Here is a 19,089-nt window from a genome sequence, read left to right on the forward strand (position 1 = left end):
AATCAATCATGACAACCCAGCTTGATCTACCCATGCGTGGACACCCGACCAGCGTTGACCTGGCCGACGTGGCGCGCCAGCAGAACTGGGGCGCGGTGCTGACGTACTGCGCCAGCAAGAGCGGCCTGCAGGACAAGGCCATCGCGGCCGAGATCGGCATGCAGGACGCCGTGTGGTCCCGCTGCAAGACCGGCACCAACTCGCCCAGCGGCGAGCAGCTGGTGCGCCTGATGCTTCGTTGCGGCAATTCTGCGCCGCTGTCCTGGCTCCTGATCCAGATGGGCCTGGACCCGGCCAGCGTTCGCCCGCTGGAGTCGGAGACCGAGCGCAAGGTGCGGGAGCTGACCGAGCAGCTCGAGGCTGAGCGCACCCGCAGCAAGATCCTGTCCGAAGCACTGACGGGGAGGGCTGCGGCATGAGCAACCGTAGCGATGAATTGCGTGAAGAGCGGATAGCGGTGCTGGCGCAGCTTGTACGAGAGGCGCAGGCCGCTGGCGATAAGGCGGAAACACGCCGGTTGTATGACGAATACAAGGCAGCCGCACTGGCCAGGTCGCCCGAGCAGGTCGCGCTCTTGGAGGCTGAACTTCACCAGCGAATTTTTGGGGGTGACCGATGAGCACGATGGTCATGTCCCTCTGCTGGCCGCTGCAGATGCCTCCAACGCCCAAGGCAGTACTGGTATCGCTGGCCGACAACGCCAACGATCAGGGCGTGGCCTGGCCGTCGCTGACGAAAATCTGTGAGCGCACCTGTTTTGGCAGGACGGCAGTGATCGCCGCCATCCGCTGGCTGGAGGGTGAGGGCCTGGTTGTTGCGGACCGGAGCAATGGTCGGCACACGTCCTACACGGTCGATCTGAATGCGGTAAACCAGTTCGCCTCCCGAACCAGTCCACCTGCCGAACCAGTCCGCCTCCCGGACTCAAACCAGTCCGCCTCGCGAACCAACCAGTCCGCCTCGCGAACCATACCAGTCCGCCAGGCGGACACTAACCGTCATAAACCATCAAGAACCGTCAGAAGCAACCGTCATAGCGCGGCAGTGGAGGAGGCCATCAAATTGCTTCCGGGTCTGCCTGCTGACCTGGTTTCCGACTTCGTGGCAGTCCGGAAGGAAAAGAAACTCCCGCTGACGGGAACAGCGGTTGCAGGCCTGGAACGCGAGGCGGGCAAAGCTGGGTTGTCGCTGGAATCCGCGATCCGCCTGTGCTGCGAACGTGGCTGGGCAGCGATTCGCGCTGACTGGCTTGCACGCGAGGGCGGGCAGCGTAGCTCCCAGCAGTCGCTGTCCGACTCGGCTCACGATGGCCGGGAGATGCTCTGATGGCCGTGCCACGCGAACATTTCCAGCGCGACCGCTCCCTGCCGACAGCCATCGAGTCTGAGCAGTACGTGCTCGGCGGCTGCATGAACTACCCCGAGGCCATTGGACGCGCAAACCTGGAGCCGGGCGACTTTTTCCGCCGCGACCATGCGGTGCTGTGGGGCGAGATGCTGAAGCTCGAAGCCAGCGGCAAGCCGTGCGATTCCATTTACCTCGGCGAGTGGTTGGTGGCGCAAGGGCTTGGCAACCGCATGGACGGCGCTTACCTGATCGAGCTGCAGTCCAACGGCTACACCGTTGCCAGCGTTTCCGAGCACGCCGCGCTGATCCGCGAACGAGCGGCCATGCGGCGCGCAATCGATATCAGCGACACCCTTATCGGCAAGTGCATGAATCCGGAAGGCGAGGAATCCGTGACGATTCTGGACGACGCCATCCGCGAGCTGATGCAGCTGACCAAAACCCGCATGGGCTACGAGCACACGCTGGAGCAGGCGCTTGGCGAGGCTTGGCGCGACGCCGAGGATGCCTATGCGCACAAGGGGGAGGTGCGTGGTGTGCCATATGGCTTCACCCGGCTGGACAAGCGGCTGGGCGGCTCCCATGGGGGTGATCTGATCTTCGTTGGCGCTCGCCCATCAATGGGCAAGACGGCGCTACTGGTGAACTGCGCGTTTCACCAAGGCGGACTCGGAATCCCGGTTGGCATCATTTCCGGCGAGCAGTCGGCAAGGCAGTTGGCGTCGCGCGGTATCTCGGGCGAGTCGGGCGTGGCAGCCGAGAAGCTGCGCAGTGGCGACTTCACTGCGGAGGAATGGCCGCAGCTCAGCGCCGGCATGCGCAAGCTCATCGGCCGCAGCATTTTCATCTACGACCGAAGTGCACCGACGCTGGATGAGGTTGTCCGCACTATCCGCCGCTGGAAACAGGAGCACGGCATCCGCATTGCGTGGGTGGACTACCTGCAGCGCATCCGCGTGCCGCGCTCGAACAGTCGAGCTGAAGAAGTTGGCGAGGTGGCGCGCACCCTGAAGACGCTGGCGCGGGATCTGGATATTCCTGTCGTGGTACTGGCGCAGGTCAAGGCTGACGTGGACACCCGCAACGGCAGTAAGCGGCCGAACTTGGGCGACATCGCAAACAGTGACGAGGCCACGCGAGAGGCGGACATCATCGCGTTCCTGTACCGCCATTGCGTCTACGACCGCGAAAACGGCGATCCAACCAAGGCGGAGCTCAACGTCGAGAAGAACAGGCATGGGCCATGCGGAGGCTTCAGCCTCGGTTTCGACGGCAAGACCATGCGCTTCCTCGATCCGGAGCTGCAGCCCGACTACCTGGACCAGCCGCCGGCGCCGCGCCGCGCGCGCAGTGTTCCCGTCCACACGACCGCAGCAGCGGCAAGGGCAGGTGACCAATGACCCTCACCCCAGCAGCAAAGAAGATTCGCGCCAAGCGCGCCCGCCGGCCGGTGTACCTGATGGTCCGCAAGTTGCGCGACCCAGATACCGGTGAGCTGATCGGGTGCCTGGTACCGGCCCATGAGGTCGACGCTCGTCTGCTGCGCGAACGCAAGTTCCACACCGGCCGCGAGGTGCGCGCCGAGCTGAAGCAGCCGCGCGAGGAATGGCAGCACCGCCTGATCCACAAGATCGGGCAGTTGATGGTCGACAACGTAGAAGGCTGGGAACAGCTCGGCAGTCACGACGCGGTCAAGCGCCTGCAGCGCGAGTCGGCAACCTGCTGCGAGGAGATGGAGATGGATATTCCCGGGCTGGGCCGCTTGATGGTCATGCAGGCAGAGAGCCTGTCATTCGACGAGATGGAACAGGACCGTTTTCAGGTCCTGTTCGATGGCATCACCGAGCACATCGGAAAGCGCTACAGCCACGTGATGCTCGACGCGGTGCGCGCCGAGTTTTGGGAGATGGCTGGGACGAATCGGAGGGCTGCAGCGTGATGGACTCTCCTGATGACATGCAGAAGCGCCTGCAGGGCTACGACCCGAGTACGCCTCGCTGCGCCACGTGTCTGTACTTCCGCCGTGAGCCGCACACCCTGTACCGCTTGGTGGAGAAGCGCACCCGCAGCGGAAAGATCCGCATCCGCAAGGAACCAGTGCGAAAGCACCCGGTGCATAACCCGGTGGTAGACCGCTGCTCCTTCGGTAACTTCATCACCCGCCCGCAGGCCGCCTGCGACGAATGGCGGAACAGCGAAGGCGAGTGCATCGCCAAGGTGGGCGAATGAACGGCGTAGTGCACCTCATGCCGAACAATGCACTGTGCGTCGACCAGGAGACGCTGGCTGCACGCATCCGAGAAATTGCAGATCGGATCGAATCCGGCGAGTTCGGCGAAGTGGACAGGGTCTGCATCGTCATCGACACGCCTGGGGCGTTGGAGTACCGGGTCTATGGGCGCCCCACCGACAACGGCGCACTGATTGGCCTGCTGGAGTGGGTAAAGGCCAAGGTCATGGGGGTGATCTCTTGAGGACCAAGAATGCCAAGGCCATTACGCAGGCCGAGCACGACCACATGGAGGCCGTGAAGTGGCTTCCCTGCAGTATCTGCGACGCAGCTGGTCCCGGCGACGCCCACCACATCAAGCAGGGCCAGCACTTCACCACCGTGGCGCTGTGCAAGGACTGCCACCAGGGCAGCTTCAACGGCTGGCACGGCCAGAAGCGCATGTGGACGGTCATGAAGATGGATGAATTGAAGGCTCTGAACGTGACGTTGGAGCGGCTCAACAAGAGGAAAGCAGCATGATCACCCTGATTCTTCCGTACCCGATCAGCGCCAAGTTCGGACGACTGACGGTTTTGGAGCGAAGCCAGAACGATCGGTTCGGCCGTACGCAGTGGCTCTGCCTGTGTGAGTGCGGGAAAAAGCACGTCGCCGCGCTGTTCCGTCTCACAAGTGGACACACAACCTCATGTGGCTGCGCACGTGGAAAGCGACCGACCCACGGCATGCGCAGAACTAAGACCCACAACAGCTGGTGCGCGATGAAGGCGCGTTGCTCAAACCCGAAGGCTGATGAGTACGCGCGCTATGGCGGCAAGGGCGTGAGGGTGTGTGAACGCTGGGCAGCATTCGAGAATTTTCTAGAAGACATGGGCGTGCGTCCTGAGGGGATGACGTTGGATCGGATCGATGGCAATGGAAATTACGAGCCGTCCAATTGCCGTTGGGCAACACATCGGGAGCAGCGAATGAACCAGGAGCGTATGAAATGATCATGCTTGTGCTGCCTTACCCGATTTCAAGTAATCGCTATTGGGCCACGCGAGTGATCCCCAAGAAGCCGAGGCCGCTGGCCATGACCTATGTGACCGATGAGGCCAAGCAGTACAAGGCCGCCGTGGCAGCCATCGCTCGCGCCGCCGGCATCCGTCAGCCGCACGCCGGGCGGGTACACCTGACCATCCGCCTGTATCCGCACCGGCCGCAGGATTGGGCGAAGCGGGCGCGCAAGGACCCGTACACCTGGGACGACACCGTCCAGTGCATCGATCTGGGCAACTGCGAGAAGGTCCTGTCCGATGCCCTGAACGGCGTGGCCTGGGTGGACGACAAGAAGCACCGCCGCATCCTGCAGGAGCGGATGGAGCCGGACGAGAAGGGCGCGCGGGTTGAGGTCGAGATCGAGTTCCTTGCCGCCGCACCGTCGTTGCTGGATGGGGTTGCTGCTTGAGCACTGACCGCATGTGGAAGCGCTACAAGGCCCGGATGCGCCGCCTGGGCCGTTGCTCGGTGTGCCAGTTCCGGGAGCTGACGGACGGGACGTTCCACTGCAAGAAGCAGCCGGACCGGCAGGGCGCCTGCGCGATCGACAAGAAGCTGCCGGCGTTCCGGCTGGATGATGAAGTGTTCGAGGAGCTGCGCGATGCAGGCTGACCTGATGAGCGAGTACGTTCGCCGCCGGCTGGATCATTGGGGCGATGAATTCGCACTGCACAAGGATTGCGAATACCTTGGCCATGCCTCCAAAAACCTGATTGCGGTGCTAATGGAGCACCATGAAATGCCTGGCAGGGTTACCGGGTACAAGCCGCTGGAGGTGAACGCAGAGGCGCAGCAAGTCGAGGATGCAGTTGCGGAAATCAGCCGGCATGCCCCGGCCATCGGATGGGTGCTGCGCGCGTATTACTGCGGCATGGGTAGGCGCAAGGTCGAGCGCTGGGAGACGGCCAACATGCTGCTGACGGCGGCGGGTTTTGAGATGGTGAGCCAGGCCAGCTATGTGGACATGGCAAGGCGCGGCACGGAGCGTGTGCACGGCATGCTGCTGGCGGTTTCCGTCGCCGCTTGACAGGTTAATCCTGAAGACGTAAAAAGCGGGCAAGCTGACATAGCTGACCAAATTCCACGGCTCGCCCTCACAGGCGGGCCGTTTCCGTTTCTGCGGGCGTAGGCCAGAGGTCCAGGCTGCCGGGCTCATAACCCGGAGATCCGCCGGTTCGAATCCGGCCCCCGCAACCATCCATGCCCGTCAACCCTTACCGAACCAATCATCGAGCCTGTCGGGCTGCGGTGACGGGCGCCTATTCGACACCACCGGGAGAGCGCTATGACGCACCGGAGCATTCAGGGGATTCACATGCGCGACGAGATCATCGGCAGCGTGGGCAGTGCTGTGGCAAAGGCAGCACCACCAGTAGCTGTCGCTGGGTCCGTCGTTGCCGGCGCCAGTCTGGACCGGATCGTGCTGGTGCTGACGGCCATCTACCTGGTGGGACAGATCAGCTATCTGGCTTGGAAGTGGGTCAGGGAGTGGCGCCAGACCCGCCGCAGTGAGGCTGCCGAATGAAGGCCAAGATCATCGGCGGTTCAATCGCTGGCGTCGTGCTGGCTGCGGTCGCATTGGTGAAGCCATGGGAGGGCTACGAGGCCCAGCCGTACCGCGACATCGTCGGCGTCCTGACCGTCTGCTACGGCAGCACGACCAACATCGAGCGCCGGACCTACACGGAGAAGGAGTGCAGCGACCGCCTCAATAGCGAGCTGGGCAGCTACTTCACCGGTATCAGCCAATGCATCAAGCAGCCCCTGCGTGAGCGCGAGTGGGCCGCGGTGCTGAGCTGGACCTACAACGTCGGTGTCGGCGCAGCCTGCCGCTCGACGCTGGTGCGCAAGATCAACGCCGGCCAGCCTGCATCGGTCTGGTGCCCCGAGTTGGACAAGTGGGTCTATGCAGGCGGTAAGCGCGTGCAAGGCCTGATCAACCGCCGCGCCGCTGAGCGCGCCATCTGCGAGGGAAGGGCATGACCCAGCATTACATTGGAACCAAGATCATCGAGGCATGGCCGGCGCAGAAGGATGGCGTCGACGGCTATTCCGTGAAGTACGCCGACGGTTACACCAGCTGGTCGCCGAAGGACGTGTTCGAAGCGGCGTATCTCCCGCTGGGCCACATCAGCCACCTCCCGCCGCATGTGCAGCGCATGGCTGGCGAGCTGGCAGAGCTGGATGATCGCCACGGCAAGCTGGCCGGATTCCTGAAGACCCCGGCCTTCCTCGGCCTGAGTGAAGACGACCGTAATGACCTGTCTGCGCAGTTCCTGCATATGGCTGATTACGGGAACGTTCTCCGGAAGCGTGTTGATCGCGCCACCGAAGCTGCCAAGGCCTGACCGTGAATCGCACCCTCGTCGCGCTCGCCGCCTTCGTCCTGTGGTCCGCAGCCATGTTCGGTACCGGCTGGGCGTGGCGTGGTGATCGAGCCGAGGGTGGCGAGGCTCGGCAGGAGATCAAGGCGCTGACCGCTCAGGTCGAGGCAGTGCAGGCCGCGCGCACCATCGAGCAGTCACAAAGCCAGGCACTGGCCACTATCGGAGCCAAACATGAAGAAGACCGCACTGCGGCCGAGGCCATCCCTGCTGCTGTTGCTGCTGATCTGCGCAATGGCAATGACCAATGGCTACGAGTGGCTGACCGACGACTACGAGTGGCCCACCAAGCACATTCCGATCATCCCGGTCTGGGGTCATATCCGCTGCATCGACGGCGAGGACAAGTGGAAGGGCATGGTGCGGTCCAACAAGGACCAGCAGCGCCTGCATAACGTCCATCGGACCGCTGCCATTGAGGCGGTGGCGAAGGCTCCGAAGGCCCCGTTCTTGGTCAAGCTGTCGTGGATCAAGGGTCTGGAATCGTTCTGGAAGAAGGCAAACAGCGAGGACTACCCGTATTTGCCAGTCAACGACGATGCGCAGCAAATGCCGCAGCGCGCCGGCCAGGCTGAAATCCCGGCTGCGTTGATTCAGCTGGCTTCGCTCGATAACGAGGACATCAAGGCCAGCACCGGCCAGTTCAACGCCAGCCTTGGCGCTACGTCGAATGAGACGAGCGGCCGGGCAATCAACGCCCGCAAGCAGCAGGGCGCCACGGCGACGTTCAATTACACCGACAATCTGGCCTACTCGATCCGTCGTACCTACGTGATCCTGTGCGACATGATTCCTCGGGTCTACGACACCAAACGGGTCGTTCGCGTACTGGGCGAGGATGGCGGCGAGAAGTGGAAGACGCTGTATGAGGAAGTGGCTGGTCCGAACGGACAGCCGGTTGTGCTGAACGACATTTCCAAGGGTAAGTACGACATTGCAGTCACTGTCGGCCCCAGCTATGCAACGCAACGGATGGAAACGGCGGACATGATGTCGCAGCTGCTGGCGCAGATCGGCCCGGCATTCCCGCCGATTGCCCCGATCCTCGCGGGCTACATCGTCAAGTCGATGGATGGGCCCGGCGCTGAAGAGTTGGGCGAGCAGGTCCGCAAGCTGATGGTTGCTCAAGGTCTGATGGAGCCGGAGGAGGGCGACCAGCCGCCACCGCCGCCGCAGCCGAACCCGAAGGATGTGGCGTCGGCCAAAAAAGATGAGGCGACCGTCGGCAAGCTGCAGGCCGAAACCGAGTCCATCCAGATCGACAACGCCGGCAAGGTGACGATGCTGCAAGGCTCGCCACTACCAGCTCCAATGATGATTCCCGAACAGCCGCCGCAAGGCGGCTTCTCTTTGGGCGGTGATCCGCTCCCCATGGGCTTGCCCCAACCGTAACGGCCCGGCTGGCCGATCCACGAGGTTGTGATGACTGATGAAACGAACACCCTGGAACAGGGTGGCGGCGAAGCTTTGCCGCAGCAGAACCCGAAGCCCGCCTACGTCGATGACGTGACGGCTGTGCAGCCTGCCGAGCCCGCAGCCCCCGCAGCGCCGGCTGGTGACGACGGGAAGAAGCGCAACCGGACGCGCGACTACATCCAGGGCCTGCAGAAGCGGGCCGGCGAGGTTGATACCTTGCGCGCGGAGTTGGAGCAGCTGAAAAGCCGCTTCAAGGAGCCTGAGAAGAAGGAGCCCAAGCCCGAAGACTTCGACTACGACCCGCATGCCTATGCCCGGGCGGTGTCCAAGTGGGACCGCGACCAGGAACGGGCCACCGAGCAGGAAACCGAATCAAAGAGGGCTGAAGCCCAGAAGCAGCATGAGGCTGTCGCGGCGTACCAACAGCGCGCCGCTGAATTTGCGAACGACCACGAGGACTTCTTCGAGGTTGTGAGCGCTATCCCCGCCGAATTGCTGCCGCAGGAGCTTCAGGCCGCGATCATGCAGCACCCCAAGGGTGCAGAGATCGCCTATCAGCTTGCCTCCAACGAGGACGAGCTGTTCAACCTCGCGGCCATGCGCCCCGAGTTGATGGCACGCGCAGTTGAACGCTATGCGTCGCGCATGAGTGAAGCGCCAGAGGGTGCGCCGGCCACGCCGGAAGCGCCTGCACTCGCACAAGCACCCATCAAACCCATCACCCAAGCCCCTGCGCCTGCTCCTCGCGTCGGCGGTCGAGCTGTGGCGGAAACCCCGCCCGACAAGCAGACCGATGACGAGTGGTATCGCAGCCAGCGCGCCAAGGGCTGATCAATTCGAGGTAATACCCAATGCCAAACGTAATTTTGACCCACAAGATGATCGCCCGCGAGGCGGCGAAGATGCTGGAAGAGGAAGCCCCCTTCCTCGCAAACGTCAACAAGGGCCGGCAGGAAGAGTTCGGCGAGGCCGTCAACGGCTACAAGAAGGGCGATTCCGTCGATATCGAGGTGCCGCGTGCTGGCGTCGTGTTCGACGGCCCCGTGTTCGCTGGTGGTGGTGCTGCCACCGATGTGATCCGGGACAAGGTGCCGATCAAGCTCGACACCCAGAAGCACATCGGCATCAAGTTCACCTCCAAGGAACAGAAGCTCGACCTGACCGACTTCAAGGAGCGAATCCTGCGCCCGCAGATCCGCACCCTGTCCTCGGTGGTGGAAGCCGACCTGATCCGGCGTGCAGTGATCGCCACGCCCAACCTGGTCGGCACCCCGGGCACCGCGCCCAGCAACATGAAGACCTTCGCCGAAGCCCGCGCCGTCCTGCAGCGTTTCCTTGCCCCGGCCGGTGACCGCAACCAGCTGATCAGCTCGGAAATCAACGTCAACCTGACCGATGAAGCCCGCAAGCTGTTCAATCCGCAGGCCGCCAACAGCAAGGCTTTCATTGAAGGCTCGCTGGGCCGCGCCATGGGTGCAGACTTCTACGAGCACCAGAGCATCCCGGTGATCACCAATGGCCTGGCCGCAACCGTGACTGTTGCTGGCGCAGGCCAGGCCGGAAGCGCGCTGACCATCGCCGCTACCACCGCCGGTTTCAAGGCGGGCCAGGTGTTCACCATCGCAGGCGTGTTCGCCGTGCACCCGCTGACTGGCGAGAACAGCGGCAAGCTGCAGCAGTTCACCGTGCTGGCTGATGCTGCCAGCACCACGCTGACGATCTACCCGGCAATCATCCCGACCGGCCCGGGCAAGAACGTCACCGCCTCGCCGGCCAACAGTGCAGCCCTGACGTTGGCTGGCGCGGCTAGTACCGGCTACCGCCAGTCCCTGATGTTCCACAAGGACGCGTTCACAGTGGCGGCGGCACCGCTGGGCGTCATCGCCGGCTGCGAGGGCTACACCGCCCGCCTGCCGAACGGTCTGAGCGTGCGCGTGATGACCGGCGGCGACTTCGTCAACGACCTGGAAAACACCCGCATCGACGTGCTGTACGGCTTCGCTGCCGTGCGTGGCCTGCACGCGGTCCGTATCACCGAGTAACCAACCGAGGGGCTGGGTTCGCTCAGCCCCTCTGCCCGAAGGAGGGCTCATGGAATTCCCGAAGATGATTTACCTCGGCGGCGAGCATGGCGCCGAGCACCGCATCGTGGCCGATCAGGCTGAGCAGGACGCAGCCAAGGAGAAAGGCTTCCTGCCGGTAGGCACCGCCCTGGAAGGCAAGCCGTCTGGCGACGAGAAAACCGAGCTGTTCGCCCAGCTGGACGCGGCCGGCATCGAGTACAAGAAGAACTGGGGCATCGACCGTCTGCGCACCGCCCTGGAAGGCAAGCCGGAATGACCGCTGCCGCCGCCATCATCCGCAGCGCGCTCGGCCTGTTGCGCGTCGTGGACGCCAATGAGGCCCCGGAGGCCGAGGACTTCGCCGACGGCGTGCGCGCGCTCAACGCGATGATGGCGGCTTGGGCAATAGACGGCTGGGACCTTGATTGGGTTGCCGTTTCCGGACCTGACGACGTGCTGACTTCGCCGGTATGGGCAGATGAGGCGCTGATCTACAACCTGGCCGTCCGGCTGCGCCCGCACTATGGAGCAACGCTGGACCCTGATGTTGTGGCCATGGCCCGCACCGGCATGGCCACCATCTCGGCTTATATCGCCCGCAAGGTCGAGGAAGAAAAACATCCGCGCGTCAGCTACTGCGACCTTCCGGTCGGTACTGGCCAGCGGTCGTGCGGCCCCTGCTTCAAGTGCGGCGGAGACTGCCAATGCGCTCATCTCCCGTAAGCCTACTGGGCGGCTTCAACCGCGACGACTCTCCGGCGTGGTCGGTGCAAGACGTGTGCAACTTCCTGCCGGTGGTAGCGGACCAGCCTGGCACGACGACGCAGTTCAAGCTGCGCACGCCGCCGGGGCTGAAGCCGTATCAGCGGATTGGCAAAGGACCTATTCGCGGCGCGCACAACGCCGAGGGTCGCCTGTTCGTCGTCTCTGCGCAGACCCTGTACGAGGTGAGCTCGAAGGGCGTCGGCATCCCGCGCGGCACCGTTCCTGGCGTTGGCCGTGTTCGCATGGCCCACAACCAGATCAAGAGCGGCAACCAGATCGCCATCGCGAATGGCCAGTCGGGTTACATCTACAACACCGTGACGCAAGTGTTCACCCGCATCACGGATGAGGGCTTCCCGGGCGCGATCGATGTCGTCTTCATCAACGGCTACCTGTTCTGGATCGAGCCGTTCGGTCGGTATTGGTTCCATTCGGGCCTTGCCGATGGCCTGAGCTACAACACGCTGGACCGTGGCGAGGCAGAGAGCCAGCCTGATCGGATTGTTGGCGTTGCCGTCAGCCAGGGCGATGTCCTTCTGTTCGGCGAGCGCACGACCGAGTTTTACCGGAACACCGGGCAGGCTACAGGGACGTTCCAGTCCACCGGGGCGACCATCGATGTTGGCTGCGCCTCGCTGCAGACCATTCAGAACCTCGACAACTCGGTCATGTGGCTGGGCAATGACGGGGTTATCTATCGACTGGACGGCTTGCGCGCCCTGCCGATCAGCACCCGCGCCATCGAAAAGGCCATCGCCAAATACGACTGGGCGAATGCATTTGCATTCACCTGGGAGGATGAGGGGCACAAGGTCTACTACATCACCTTCCCTGATGGCGAGACGTTCGGCTATGACGTGGTGGCTGGCCCGTGGCACCGTCGCCAGTCCTTCGGATTCAAGCGTTGGCGGTTGAACACAGTCACGTCGTGGGGCCGGAAGTGGATCGGTGGTGACTTTCAAGACGGCCGGCTCTGGCTGCTGGATTGGGACTATGTTCTGGAGGGCGACGACGAGCTTATTGCCACCTACACCTCCGCCGAGGTCAGCGACAGCGGCAACCGCATCGGCATACCTGAGATGGAACTGCTGTTCGATGTTGGCCGAGAGCCAACAGAGCCTATCGCCTTTCCGGCGCAGCCAACCGGACCTTCAATATCAGGATCTGCCCCGGATGGAGTGACGGGATTCTCCTATTCTTTTGGGTACGCAGTAACCGCTGGCGATGCGCCAATATCCAGAGCAGTGATAGGGGATGGGGGGCTTCCGGACGGACTGGTGCTTTCTAGCCCAGCTGCAGCCATAAGCGGAACTCCCGTTTCTGCTGGAGATTTCCCATTGACGGTGCGGGTCACGGACACCAATGGCCTCTACGCATCAGTTTCGGATTCCATGGCAATCGCGGACAGCAATATCCTGCCGCCAGAGATCTCATGGAAGTACCTGGTCATTTCCAAGTCAGATAGCACTGATTATTCCGCCCCGGGCTTTGATGATTCGTCCTGGGCTGAAGGGGCTGGTCCATTTGGTGACATATCGTACCGCCCGGTGGTCGGCGTCAATGCGCATGCCTACGACAGTCGATTCTCTGAACAGATTGCAACCACAGTCGCTCAGAACAGCAGGCTCTGGCTGCGCTGCAATATCCATTCGGCTCAGGCCATGGTGGTTAATGCGAACTTGGTCATTTGGATCGATGGTGGTTACGCGGTCTATTTGAATGGAGAGGTAATCCATGCAGATGAAACACCGGCCGCAGTTGGTGCTGGCGCGACCTTCCCACTTACTGGATTGGAGTTGGCCGCAGGGGCAAACAGCATCGCCATCCGTATGGACGACTTCTACACCGGTATTCCTGCCAACAATGCGTTTTATGTAGCAGCAGTTATTGACGTGACGGGGGTGGATTAATGCCTGACCACCATGTCCTGGTTCGCTACAGCAAGGACGGCGGGCGCAACTGGTCGAACTGGAAGAAGCGCTCCCTGGGCGCAATCGGCGAATACCAGCAGCGCGTGCGCTTCACCCGACTGGGTGAGGGCTACCGCTTCGTCTTCCAGATTCAAATCTCCAGCCCGGTGAAGCGGGATCTGCTGGGCGCAAGCCTGCGCATAGAGCCGAGGGGCTGACGATGCTGATCATTGATGATTTCCTGTCCGACGCTGAGTCGGTACGGGCGGCAGGACTGTGCGCGAACTACGTCGATTGGCATGGGCCAGACGGCGAAATCTACAAGCGCATTGCCATCGCTGACGTGCCCGGGCTTCGTGAGGGCATCGAGCGCGCCATGGGGCCGGTTGAGATGCTGGGCATGGGCTATCGGCTGAACTTCAATGGCGAGCTGCCGAATGCCGCCATTCACTCCGATATGGGCTGGGGCACGCACGCCGCGGTGCTGTATCTGAGCGAAGGAGAGGGCGGAACGGCCTTCTGGCGACACAAACAGACCGGTGCGGCGCGTATTGATCAGGGTGATATGGCCTTGTTCGAAGCGGTCCGCCACGACTGGGACGACGCCAGCAAGTGGGACCAGATCGGCCTGGCTGAAATGAAGCTTGGTCGCTGCGTCATCTACGAATCGGCGCTGTTCCATAGCCGGTGGCCGTTTGCGGCATTCGGTACCCGTCACGACACCGGGCGACTTATCGCTGTCGCATTTTTCAGCCCGAGGGCCTGATGACCATTATCCGCAAAGCAACACTGGCCGACGTGCCGGTGATCGTCAGCATGTCCGCTCGTTTCTACCCGACGACGCATTACGCCGATTGGTGCGAGATGGACGAGGCGAGCGTCGCCGGCCTGGCCGCCGGCCTGATCGAGAACGATGTGTTCTTCGTTGCCGAGCGCGATGGCGAGCTGGTCGGAATGATCGGCCTGATGATCGCGCCGTTCCTGTTCAACCAGAACCGCAAGTTCGCTGTGGAAATCGTCTGGTGGGTTGCACCGGACGCACGCGGTTCACGCATCGCCAGCCAGCTGCTGGCCGTAGTCGAGCAACCCTGCCGCGACGCAGGCGCTGACCGCATCCAGATGGTGCACATGCCAAACAGCCCGCCGCAGGCCGCAGCGTTGTACCGCCACGCCGGCTATGCCGAATCCGAAATCAGCTTCACAAAGGACCTCTGATATGGCCGCAGTAACCGCAGCAGTCGTCGTCGGTGCAGGCATGGCGTATTCCGCCAATCGCCAAGGCGCCGCCGCAAAGAAGGCTGGCAAGGCAATGGGCAACGCCGCCCAGCAGACCATCGACAAACAACAGGGCATCTACGATCAGTCCTTGGAGCAGGCCAAGCCGTTCTATGAGGCTGGCACCAATGCGCTCGGCCAGCTCGATGCCGTGAACAGTGGCGACTACTCGGGCTTCAACGCATCGCCCGACTACCTGTTTGCACAGCAGCAGGGGCTACAGGGGTTGGACCGTAGTGCAGCAGCCCGGGGGAGCCTGTTTTCAGGCGGTGCCGATGCCGACCGCATGACGTTCGCCTCTGGCCTCGCCTCGCAGAACCTAAACAACTATCGCGGCAACCTGATGCAGCTGGCGAACATGGGGCAGAACCAGTCGCAGTACATGGGGCAGCTGGGCCAGAACTACGGCAACCAGTTCGCAAACGCGATGGGCATCAAGGGGCAGGCAGACGCGCAGCGTGCCTCTGCCACGGCCGGTGCGCAGGCGGGCTACGGGAATGCGTTGGCATCAGCAGCATCGACCTACATGGGCGCAGGTGGCGGTAGTGGCGGCAGCGGCCTCGGCAGCCTGTTCGGTGGTAGCGGAGCCAATCTCGGGCAAACCTCCAACTGGGGCCAGTCCATCGCAGCGGGACAGGGCAGCACCTTGAACTTTGGCAACAATCAAAACTGGCTGGCCGGCAATGGCCGCCAGTCGGCATGGGGAGGTTGAGCAATGGCTGACTTTCAGCAGAACTTTCTGGCATCGCTGCAGGGCGGCTTGAACATCGGGCAGCAGATCAAGCAGCAGCGCGATACCTCGCAGATCAACCAGCTGGCCAGCCAGGCCTACGGCGCTCCTGCGGATCAGCGCGATTCGATCCTGTCGCAGGCTGCGTCGGTGGACGCCGGCGCAGCTCAGGGCATTGAAAAGCAGATCGCCTATTCCGACGAGCGCCGGAATACCACGATGGTGAACATGGCGCGCATGCTCACTGGTGCGCCGGAGCAGGCGCGGGCTGGCATCTACCGTCAGATGGTGCCCACATTGTCGCGCTTCGGTATGTCCGAGCTGCCGCAGGAATACAACGCGCAGACCGCCCCGATCATCGACAAGGCCGCACAGTCGCTTGTGCAGGCGTATCAGGGTGTCAACTCCACCCCGACCGACGTTCGCTCGTTCCAGATGATGACCGCCGGGCTTTCTCCGGAAGATCAGATGCGGGCACGGCGCGTCAACCTGGGCCTTGATGGGCGGGCGTCGTCGTCTGGCTTCTCGCAGGTCAAGTTCACTGGCGCAGACGGGCGTGAGCGTATCGGTGTGCTCAATGGCAAGACGGGCCAAATCGATCTGCCGGACGGAACCAGCTTCAACCCGCAGACCGGAGCTATTTCTGCCACGGCTGGTGCGCCGCAGGGCGCTCCTGCTGCGGGGATGTATGACACTCCGAATGGCCGTGTGGCTATCGGCGAAGGGCTCACCCCGGCGCAGTGGCAGGCCGTGCAGGCGGATGTGGCGAACAGCGGCGGAAGTGACAGCTACCAGCTGCCGCCGCAGTCTGTGCAGCGTCCTGCGTCTGGCGGCGTATTCGTTGGCCGTTCACCGGAAGAACAGGCGGCGCTCACTGAGCAGGCGAAAACAGACGTACAGCTGCGGAACCTTCCCACTGAGCTGAACTTGCGGACTGATGCTGCGCTTCGAGAGGCTGAAGGCGTGCAAGCGGCGAAGGATCGAGCCGAGCAGGGCGGGAAGGATAGGAAGCGATCGCGCGATGCTGATGAGGTCATCGGGCTGATCGATGAGGCCGAGCAGTTGCTCGGGGGCGCTTCGGGCGGTGCCGCCGCCGCCATCGGCAACATGGTGGCCGGATCCGTTGGCTATGGCACTGAGGGGGCGGCCGCGAACGCTGCGCTGAAGACCATTGGCGGGCAGCTCACATCAAAAATGCCTCGAATGGAGGGCCCGCAGTCGAACGTGGATGTGCGCTTGTACGAGCAGATGGCCGGTGACGTTGCAAACGAGTATCTGCCGGTATCGGTCCGCCTTGCCGCGATCAAGCAAGTGCGCCGCTTGAATCAGAAGTACGCCAGCAACCCCTCTGGCAGCCAAGCCGGGCCAGCAGCGCCGCAGGGCAGCGGCCAGCAGCCAGCAATCCGTATCCAGTCGGCCGATGACTACAGTCGGCTGCCGTCTGGCGCGCTCTACATCTCGCCGGATGGCATGCAGCGGAGGAAGCGCTGATGGCCAATCCGTGGGATCAGGACGAGATTGTGGCGCCTGCAGCTGGTGGCCCGGCGCCAGCAGCCAGCGCAACGCCGTGGGACAACGACCCGGTCGTATACGATGGCAAGGAATACCCTGCGAGCTACGGCACAGCTCCGCCCCCGCAAGATGGTGAGTCAGGTGGTGGCGGTGCGCTGGAGATCAATATCGTTGGCGGCACGCCCATGAGTGAGGCCAAGATGCGCGCGCCACTGCCCATGCGGGTTAGCGATCAGGCGGAGTCATTGTTCTCAGCGCAGGACTTCGGAGAGAAATCAGGGCTAGGACTTGGCCAAGAGACTGTCGCCACGCTGAAGGACATGTTTGGTGGAGAGAAGGGGGTTGCCGAGTACGTGGCCGAGAAATCTGGGGGGCGCGTAGTTCGTGATCCAGATGGTGGGTACGGCGTCATCCTGGCTGATGGCAGCCAGTACAAGGTCAACGAGAAGGGATTCGACTTCCAGGACGGGACCAATGTCGCAGCCAATGTCATTGCGTCCTTCCTACCTGCGGCATGGGCTGGTCGAGCGGCTCAGGCACGCAACCTTGGAACACTCGGCCGCATGGGTGTACAGGGCGCCGTAGCGGGCGGACAGGATGCCGCCATGCACGCGGCAGTGAGCGGGGGCAAGGTCGATCCCGGACGTGCGGCCATCAGCGCCGTTGGCGGTGGTCTCGGAGAGCTTGCTGGCACTGGACTGTCTGCAGCCGGCAATAAGCTGGCACAGCTCAGTCGCACCAACTCTGGAGCAAATCGCCGGTCTGCCCTCGCCATGCTTTCCGGGGAAGGCGTCTCAAACCCGTCACCCAGTATGCTCTCGCAGATGGCGGCACAGATGGAGCAGATCAGACTCGGCGCAGATCCGCGCGCCGCCCTTGGCAATGCCGAGTTCGGTTTTCAGTACACGCAAGGACAGCGCATCACCGATCCGGCAAGGAAATTCAATCAGCTGTCTCAGGAGGAGGTTCTTCGCCAGTCGCCAGGCGGGGCGCCTGCATTTGAGGGCATGCAGCGAAACAACTTGGCTCGTCTCGATGATGCTGTAAACGACATTGGCGGACGCCTTGGCGGACGAGCTATGGCAAGTCCGGGCGAGCTAGTCCAGGGCTCGTCGGGCCGTTTGCGGCAGCAGGCGGATGAGCTGAAAGGGCGGATAGACGATGCCTATTCCAACGTGCGTGGCGCCGGTACCGTGACGGTCAGCCGCGACTCGGTCGACCAGGTACCTGATCGACTGCGGGACGCGGTGCGCGACTTCGATGTAAATCCTGCCACCACGCCTGGCGCGTACCGGACGCTGGAGCAAGTGAAGGCCGCCACCAGCCAAATCATGAGGAATCCGAACGTCAATGGCGTAACCCTGCGTGCACTGGAAACCCAGCGGCGCATCTTGAATAACGCCATTGGCGGTGCTGCCAATCCTTCAGATCGCGCAGCGCTGACCGCAATCAAACGCGAGTTCGACAACTGGATGGACGAGGCAGTGGATACGGCCTTGGTGAGCGGCGATCCGGCGGCGCTGGTGCAACTGAAGGAGGCGCGCGCACTGCGCGCTGAGTTCGGCCGCCGCTTTGAGGGCGGAAAGGATTCGGACAAGTTCATCACCGGCATGCTCGATGGAAGCCGCACGCCGGAAGAGCTGATGAATATCGCCCTCGGCGCGTCTCAAGTCAGCAAGTCTGGCGGTGCACGTTTCATCGCTCGACTGCGCACGGCTGCCAATGATGACCCAGAAGTGATGGGCGGCTTACGCGCGGCTCATTTCGCCAGACTCACGCGTGGCAACAATGGCGAGTCACTGGCTCCCGGCCAGATCTTGCGGAACATCCGAACCACCGAATACAACAACGCAAGCGTGGCCAAAGCGCTCTACACGGACGCGGAGTGGAAGGAGATCCGCCGGCTGGCCAATGCGCTGGAGCCGATGGTGGCAAGAGGTGACATGGCCAGGTCATCAGGGACGGCGGAGCGCAGTATGCGAATGCTCTTCCAGATGCTTGGGGCTGCGACTGGCGGCATTCCGGTGCTTGGACCGGCTGCAAATGTCGTTGGGCGCGGCATACAGAACGTGAAGGCTGAGGGCGTGGTTAAGGGGGTGTTGCGGCCCTATAACGGAGCGAATCCACTAGCGCCAGTTTCCGGCGCGGAAGCCGGGAAGGAGTGGTTGACCGATTAAACCTCTGGCGGGATCTGGCCAGCTTTTGCGAAAGAGCTGGCCAGCCTGTAACCGGCCCAGAAGCCAAGAAGGGCAGCGGTGACAATCGCCAACCCCCACCACTTGAAGAAGTAGATTGGCGAGAAGAGGGTGAAGATGAAGGCGAGGCTCGTGATGCTGTAACCCACCTTGTCTTCAAACAGCCAGATCACCAAACGGCGCCAGCGGGACAGGTGAGCGAGGGATTCGTAGTCGGTCAT

The 19,089-nt window shown here is 62.7% G+C and carries 28 protein-coding genes and 1 tRNA gene; 28 read left to right on the forward strand and 1 reads right to left on the reverse strand.

What is annotated here, in order from left to right:
* Positions 1 to 8 precede the first annotated feature (8 nt).
* The 28 genes from ACVOLL_RS08640 to ACVOLL_RS08775 all read left to right on the forward strand — a co-directional run bounded on the left by ACVOLL_RS08640 (position 9) and on the right by ACVOLL_RS08775 (position 18,850).
* Positions 9 to 419: a phage regulatory CII family protein gene (locus tag ACVOLL_RS08640; RefSeq protein WP_481512518.1), complete on the forward strand. Its 411-nt coding sequence runs from the start codon at positions 9 to 11 to the stop codon at positions 417 to 419.
* On the forward strand, positions 416 to 619 hold the full coding sequence (locus ACVOLL_RS08645; RefSeq protein WP_481512519.1) for a hypothetical protein: 204 nt from the start codon (positions 416 to 418) through the stop codon (positions 617 to 619). The genes ACVOLL_RS08640 and ACVOLL_RS08645 overlap by 4 nt, the downstream gene beginning before the upstream one ends.
* Positions 616 to 1,326, forward strand: a complete 711-nt coding sequence (locus ACVOLL_RS08650; protein ID WP_481512520.1) for a helix-turn-helix domain-containing protein — start codon at positions 616 to 618, stop codon at positions 1,324 to 1,326. The genes ACVOLL_RS08645 and ACVOLL_RS08650 overlap by 4 nt, the downstream gene beginning before the upstream one ends.
* Positions 1,326 to 2,747, forward strand: a complete 1,422-nt coding sequence (locus ACVOLL_RS08655; protein ID WP_481512521.1) for a replicative DNA helicase — start codon at positions 1,326 to 1,328, stop codon at positions 2,745 to 2,747. The genes ACVOLL_RS08650 and ACVOLL_RS08655 overlap by 1 nt, the downstream gene beginning before the upstream one ends.
* Before the next feature lie 59 nt (positions 2,748 to 2,806).
* The gene (locus tag ACVOLL_RS08660) at positions 2,807 to 3,286 is read left to right on the forward strand and encodes a hypothetical protein (RefSeq protein WP_481512522.1); all 480 of its coding nucleotides are present in this window, start codon (positions 2,807 to 2,809) and stop codon (positions 3,284 to 3,286) included.
* Positions 3,283 to 3,576: a hypothetical protein gene (locus ACVOLL_RS08665; protein ID WP_481512523.1), complete on the forward strand. Its 294-nt coding sequence runs from the start codon at positions 3,283 to 3,285 to the stop codon at positions 3,574 to 3,576. The genes ACVOLL_RS08660 and ACVOLL_RS08665 overlap by 4 nt, the downstream gene beginning before the upstream one ends.
* Positions 3,573 to 3,821, forward strand: a complete 249-nt coding sequence (locus ACVOLL_RS08670) for a hypothetical protein (protein WP_481512524.1) — start codon at positions 3,573 to 3,575, stop codon at positions 3,819 to 3,821. The genes ACVOLL_RS08665 and ACVOLL_RS08670 overlap by 4 nt, the downstream gene beginning before the upstream one ends.
* The gene (locus ACVOLL_RS08675) at positions 3,818 to 4,099 is read left to right on the forward strand and encodes a hypothetical protein (RefSeq protein ID WP_481512525.1); all 282 of its coding nucleotides are present in this window, start codon (positions 3,818 to 3,820) and stop codon (positions 4,097 to 4,099) included. Before ACVOLL_RS08670 ends, ACVOLL_RS08675 begins: the two co-directional genes overlap by 4 nt.
* Complete coding sequence (locus ACVOLL_RS08680; RefSeq protein WP_481512526.1) at positions 4,096 to 4,569, forward strand: hypothetical protein; 474 nt, start codon at positions 4,096 to 4,098, stop codon at positions 4,567 to 4,569. The genes ACVOLL_RS08675 and ACVOLL_RS08680 overlap by 4 nt, the downstream gene beginning before the upstream one ends.
* Entirely contained in the window at positions 4,566 to 5,027 is a 462-nt protein-coding gene (locus ACVOLL_RS08685; RefSeq protein ID WP_481512527.1) for a RusA family crossover junction endodeoxyribonuclease, read from the forward strand. The genes ACVOLL_RS08680 and ACVOLL_RS08685 overlap by 4 nt, the downstream gene beginning before the upstream one ends.
* Positions 5,024 to 5,230, forward strand: coding sequence for a hypothetical protein (locus ACVOLL_RS08690; protein WP_481512528.1), 207 nt, complete (start codon positions 5,024 to 5,026; stop codon positions 5,228 to 5,230). The genes ACVOLL_RS08685 and ACVOLL_RS08690 overlap by 4 nt, the downstream gene beginning before the upstream one ends.
* Positions 5,220 to 5,645 carry a hypothetical protein gene (locus tag ACVOLL_RS08695; protein ID WP_481512529.1) on the forward strand — a complete coding sequence of 142 codons (426 nt, stop codon included), beginning with the start codon at positions 5,220 to 5,222 and terminating at the stop codon, positions 5,643 to 5,645. Before ACVOLL_RS08690 ends, ACVOLL_RS08695 begins: the two co-directional genes overlap by 11 nt.
* A gap of 91 nt (positions 5,646 to 5,736) precedes the next feature.
* A tRNA-Met gene (locus ACVOLL_RS08700) sits at positions 5,737 to 5,815 on the forward strand.
* Positions 5,816 to 5,933: 118 nt separating this feature from the next.
* The gene (locus ACVOLL_RS08705; protein WP_481512530.1) at positions 5,934 to 6,143 is read left to right on the forward strand and encodes a hypothetical protein; all 210 of its coding nucleotides are present in this window, start codon (positions 5,934 to 5,936) and stop codon (positions 6,141 to 6,143) included.
* A complete protein-coding gene (locus ACVOLL_RS08710) occupies positions 6,140 to 6,601 on the forward strand; it encodes a lysozyme (protein WP_481512531.1) in 462 nt (153 codons plus the stop codon). Before ACVOLL_RS08705 ends, ACVOLL_RS08710 begins: the two co-directional genes overlap by 4 nt.
* Positions 6,598 to 6,966: a crAss001_48 related protein gene (locus ACVOLL_RS08715; protein ID WP_481512532.1), complete on the forward strand. Its 369-nt coding sequence runs from the start codon at positions 6,598 to 6,600 to the stop codon at positions 6,964 to 6,966. Before ACVOLL_RS08710 ends, ACVOLL_RS08715 begins: the two co-directional genes overlap by 4 nt.
* Before the next feature lie 210 nt (positions 6,967 to 7,176).
* Positions 7,177 to 8,394 carry a portal protein gene (locus ACVOLL_RS08720; RefSeq protein WP_481512533.1) on the forward strand — a complete coding sequence of 406 codons (1,218 nt, stop codon included), beginning with the start codon at positions 7,177 to 7,179 and terminating at the stop codon, positions 8,392 to 8,394.
* Positions 8,395 to 8,421: 27 nt separating this feature from the next.
* A complete protein-coding gene (locus tag ACVOLL_RS08725) occupies positions 8,422 to 9,249 on the forward strand; it encodes a hypothetical protein (RefSeq protein WP_481512534.1) in 828 nt (275 codons plus the stop codon).
* A 20-nt stretch (positions 9,250 to 9,269) separates the two neighbouring features.
* Complete coding sequence (locus ACVOLL_RS08730) at positions 9,270 to 10,460, forward strand: P22 phage major capsid protein family protein (RefSeq protein ID WP_481512535.1); 1,191 nt, start codon at positions 9,270 to 9,272, stop codon at positions 10,458 to 10,460.
* 49 nt (positions 10,461 to 10,509) lie between these two features.
* Positions 10,510 to 10,758: a hypothetical protein gene (locus tag ACVOLL_RS08735; protein WP_481512536.1), complete on the forward strand. Its 249-nt coding sequence runs from the start codon at positions 10,510 to 10,512 to the stop codon at positions 10,756 to 10,758.
* Complete coding sequence (locus ACVOLL_RS08740) at positions 10,755 to 11,204, forward strand: packaged DNA stabilization gp4 family protein (RefSeq protein ID WP_481512537.1); 450 nt, start codon at positions 10,755 to 10,757, stop codon at positions 11,202 to 11,204. Before ACVOLL_RS08735 ends, ACVOLL_RS08740 begins: the two co-directional genes overlap by 4 nt.
* A complete protein-coding gene (locus ACVOLL_RS08745; RefSeq protein ID WP_481512538.1) occupies positions 11,186 to 13,156 on the forward strand; it encodes a packaged DNA stabilization protein in 1,971 nt (656 codons plus the stop codon). Before ACVOLL_RS08740 ends, ACVOLL_RS08745 begins: the two co-directional genes overlap by 19 nt.
* Positions 13,156 to 13,374: a hypothetical protein gene (locus tag ACVOLL_RS08750; protein WP_481512539.1), complete on the forward strand. Its 219-nt coding sequence runs from the start codon at positions 13,156 to 13,158 to the stop codon at positions 13,372 to 13,374. Before ACVOLL_RS08745 ends, ACVOLL_RS08750 begins: the two co-directional genes overlap by 1 nt.
* Positions 13,375 to 13,376: 2 nt before the next feature.
* Positions 13,377 to 13,922, forward strand: a complete 546-nt coding sequence (locus ACVOLL_RS08755; RefSeq protein WP_481512540.1) for a DUF6445 family protein — start codon at positions 13,377 to 13,379, stop codon at positions 13,920 to 13,922.
* Complete coding sequence (locus tag ACVOLL_RS08760) at positions 13,922 to 14,371, forward strand: N-acetyltransferase family protein (protein ID WP_481512541.1); 450 nt, start codon at positions 13,922 to 13,924, stop codon at positions 14,369 to 14,371. Before ACVOLL_RS08755 ends, ACVOLL_RS08760 begins: the two co-directional genes overlap by 1 nt.
* A gap of 1 nt (position 14,372) precedes the next feature.
* The gene (locus ACVOLL_RS08765; RefSeq protein WP_481512542.1) at positions 14,373 to 15,143 is read left to right on the forward strand and encodes a hypothetical protein; all 771 of its coding nucleotides are present in this window, start codon (positions 14,373 to 14,375) and stop codon (positions 15,141 to 15,143) included.
* 3 nt (positions 15,144 to 15,146) lie between these two features.
* Positions 15,147 to 16,652, forward strand: a complete 1,506-nt coding sequence (locus ACVOLL_RS08770; protein ID WP_481512543.1) for a hypothetical protein — start codon at positions 15,147 to 15,149, stop codon at positions 16,650 to 16,652.
* Positions 16,652 to 18,850, forward strand: coding sequence for a hypothetical protein (locus ACVOLL_RS08775; protein WP_481512544.1), 2,199 nt, complete (start codon positions 16,652 to 16,654; stop codon positions 18,848 to 18,850). Before ACVOLL_RS08770 ends, ACVOLL_RS08775 begins: the two co-directional genes overlap by 1 nt.
* On the opposite strand, the gene ACVOLL_RS08780 is transcribed toward ACVOLL_RS08775, so the two are convergent.
* Positions 18,847 to 19,089 (reverse strand): hypothetical protein, encoded by a 243-nt coding sequence (locus tag ACVOLL_RS08780; RefSeq protein ID WP_481512545.1) that lies wholly within the window; start codon positions 19,087 to 19,089, stop codon positions 18,847 to 18,849. The two genes, ACVOLL_RS08775 and ACVOLL_RS08780, sit on opposite strands and share 4 nt — an antisense overlap.

It is taken from the genome of Stenotrophomonas sp. STEN035 (genome assembly GCF_056759935.1).

Coding starts and splice junctions, on each gene's coding strand:
- ACVOLL_RS08760 (WP_481512541.1), top strand. CDS start 13,922: ATGACCATTATCCGCAAAGCAACACTGGCCGACGTGCCGGTGATCGTC.
- ACVOLL_RS08670 (WP_481512524.1), top strand. CDS start 3,573: ATGAACGGCGTAGTGCACCTCATGCCGAACAATGCACTGTGCGTCGAC.
- ACVOLL_RS08765 (WP_481512542.1), top strand. CDS start 14,373: ATGGCCGCAGTAACCGCAGCAGTCGTCGTCGGTGCAGGCATGGCGTAT.
- ACVOLL_RS08650 (WP_481512520.1), top strand. CDS start 616: ATGAGCACGATGGTCATGTCCCTCTGCTGGCCGCTGCAGATGCCTCCA.
- ACVOLL_RS08750 (WP_481512539.1), top strand. CDS start 13,156: ATGCCTGACCACCATGTCCTGGTTCGCTACAGCAAGGACGGCGGGCGC.
- ACVOLL_RS08640 (WP_481512518.1), top strand. CDS start 9: ATGACAACCCAGCTTGATCTACCCATGCGTGGACACCCGACCAGCGTT.
- ACVOLL_RS08755 (WP_481512540.1), top strand. CDS start 13,377: ATGCTGATCATTGATGATTTCCTGTCCGACGCTGAGTCGGTACGGGCG.
- ACVOLL_RS08735 (WP_481512536.1), top strand. CDS start 10,510: ATGGAATTCCCGAAGATGATTTACCTCGGCGGCGAGCATGGCGCCGAG.
- ACVOLL_RS08645 (WP_481512519.1), top strand. CDS start 416: ATGAGCAACCGTAGCGATGAATTGCGTGAAGAGCGGATAGCGGTGCTG.
- ACVOLL_RS08770 (WP_481512543.1), top strand. CDS start 15,147: ATGGCTGACTTTCAGCAGAACTTTCTGGCATCGCTGCAGGGCGGCTTG.
- ACVOLL_RS08695 (WP_481512529.1), top strand. CDS start 5,220: ATGCAGGCTGACCTGATGAGCGAGTACGTTCGCCGCCGGCTGGATCAT.
- ACVOLL_RS08775 (WP_481512544.1), top strand. CDS start 16,652: ATGGCCAATCCGTGGGATCAGGACGAGATTGTGGCGCCTGCAGCTGGT.
- ACVOLL_RS08660 (WP_481512522.1), top strand. CDS start 2,807: ATGGTCCGCAAGTTGCGCGACCCAGATACCGGTGAGCTGATCGGGTGC.
- ACVOLL_RS08705 (WP_481512530.1), top strand. CDS start 5,934: ATGCGCGACGAGATCATCGGCAGCGTGGGCAGTGCTGTGGCAAAGGCA.
- ACVOLL_RS08715 (WP_481512532.1), top strand. CDS start 6,598: ATGACCCAGCATTACATTGGAACCAAGATCATCGAGGCATGGCCGGCG.
- ACVOLL_RS08685 (WP_481512527.1), top strand. CDS start 4,566: ATGATCATGCTTGTGCTGCCTTACCCGATTTCAAGTAATCGCTATTGG.
- ACVOLL_RS08710 (WP_481512531.1), top strand. CDS start 6,140: ATGAAGGCCAAGATCATCGGCGGTTCAATCGCTGGCGTCGTGCTGGCT.
- ACVOLL_RS08730 (WP_481512535.1), top strand. CDS start 9,270: ATGCCAAACGTAATTTTGACCCACAAGATGATCGCCCGCGAGGCGGCG.
- ACVOLL_RS08745 (WP_481512538.1), top strand. CDS start 11,186: ATGCGCTCATCTCCCGTAAGCCTACTGGGCGGCTTCAACCGCGACGAC.
- ACVOLL_RS08740 (WP_481512537.1), top strand. CDS start 10,755: ATGACCGCTGCCGCCGCCATCATCCGCAGCGCGCTCGGCCTGTTGCGC.
- ACVOLL_RS08655 (WP_481512521.1), top strand. CDS start 1,326: ATGGCCGTGCCACGCGAACATTTCCAGCGCGACCGCTCCCTGCCGACA.
- ACVOLL_RS08780 (WP_481512545.1), bottom strand. CDS start 19,089: ATGACCGACTACGAATCCCTCGCTCACCTGTCCCGCTGGCGCCGTTTG.
- ACVOLL_RS08680 (WP_481512526.1), top strand. CDS start 4,096: ATGATCACCCTGATTCTTCCGTACCCGATCAGCGCCAAGTTCGGACGA.
- ACVOLL_RS08720 (WP_481512533.1), top strand. CDS start 7,177: ATGAAGAAGACCGCACTGCGGCCGAGGCCATCCCTGCTGCTGTTGCTG.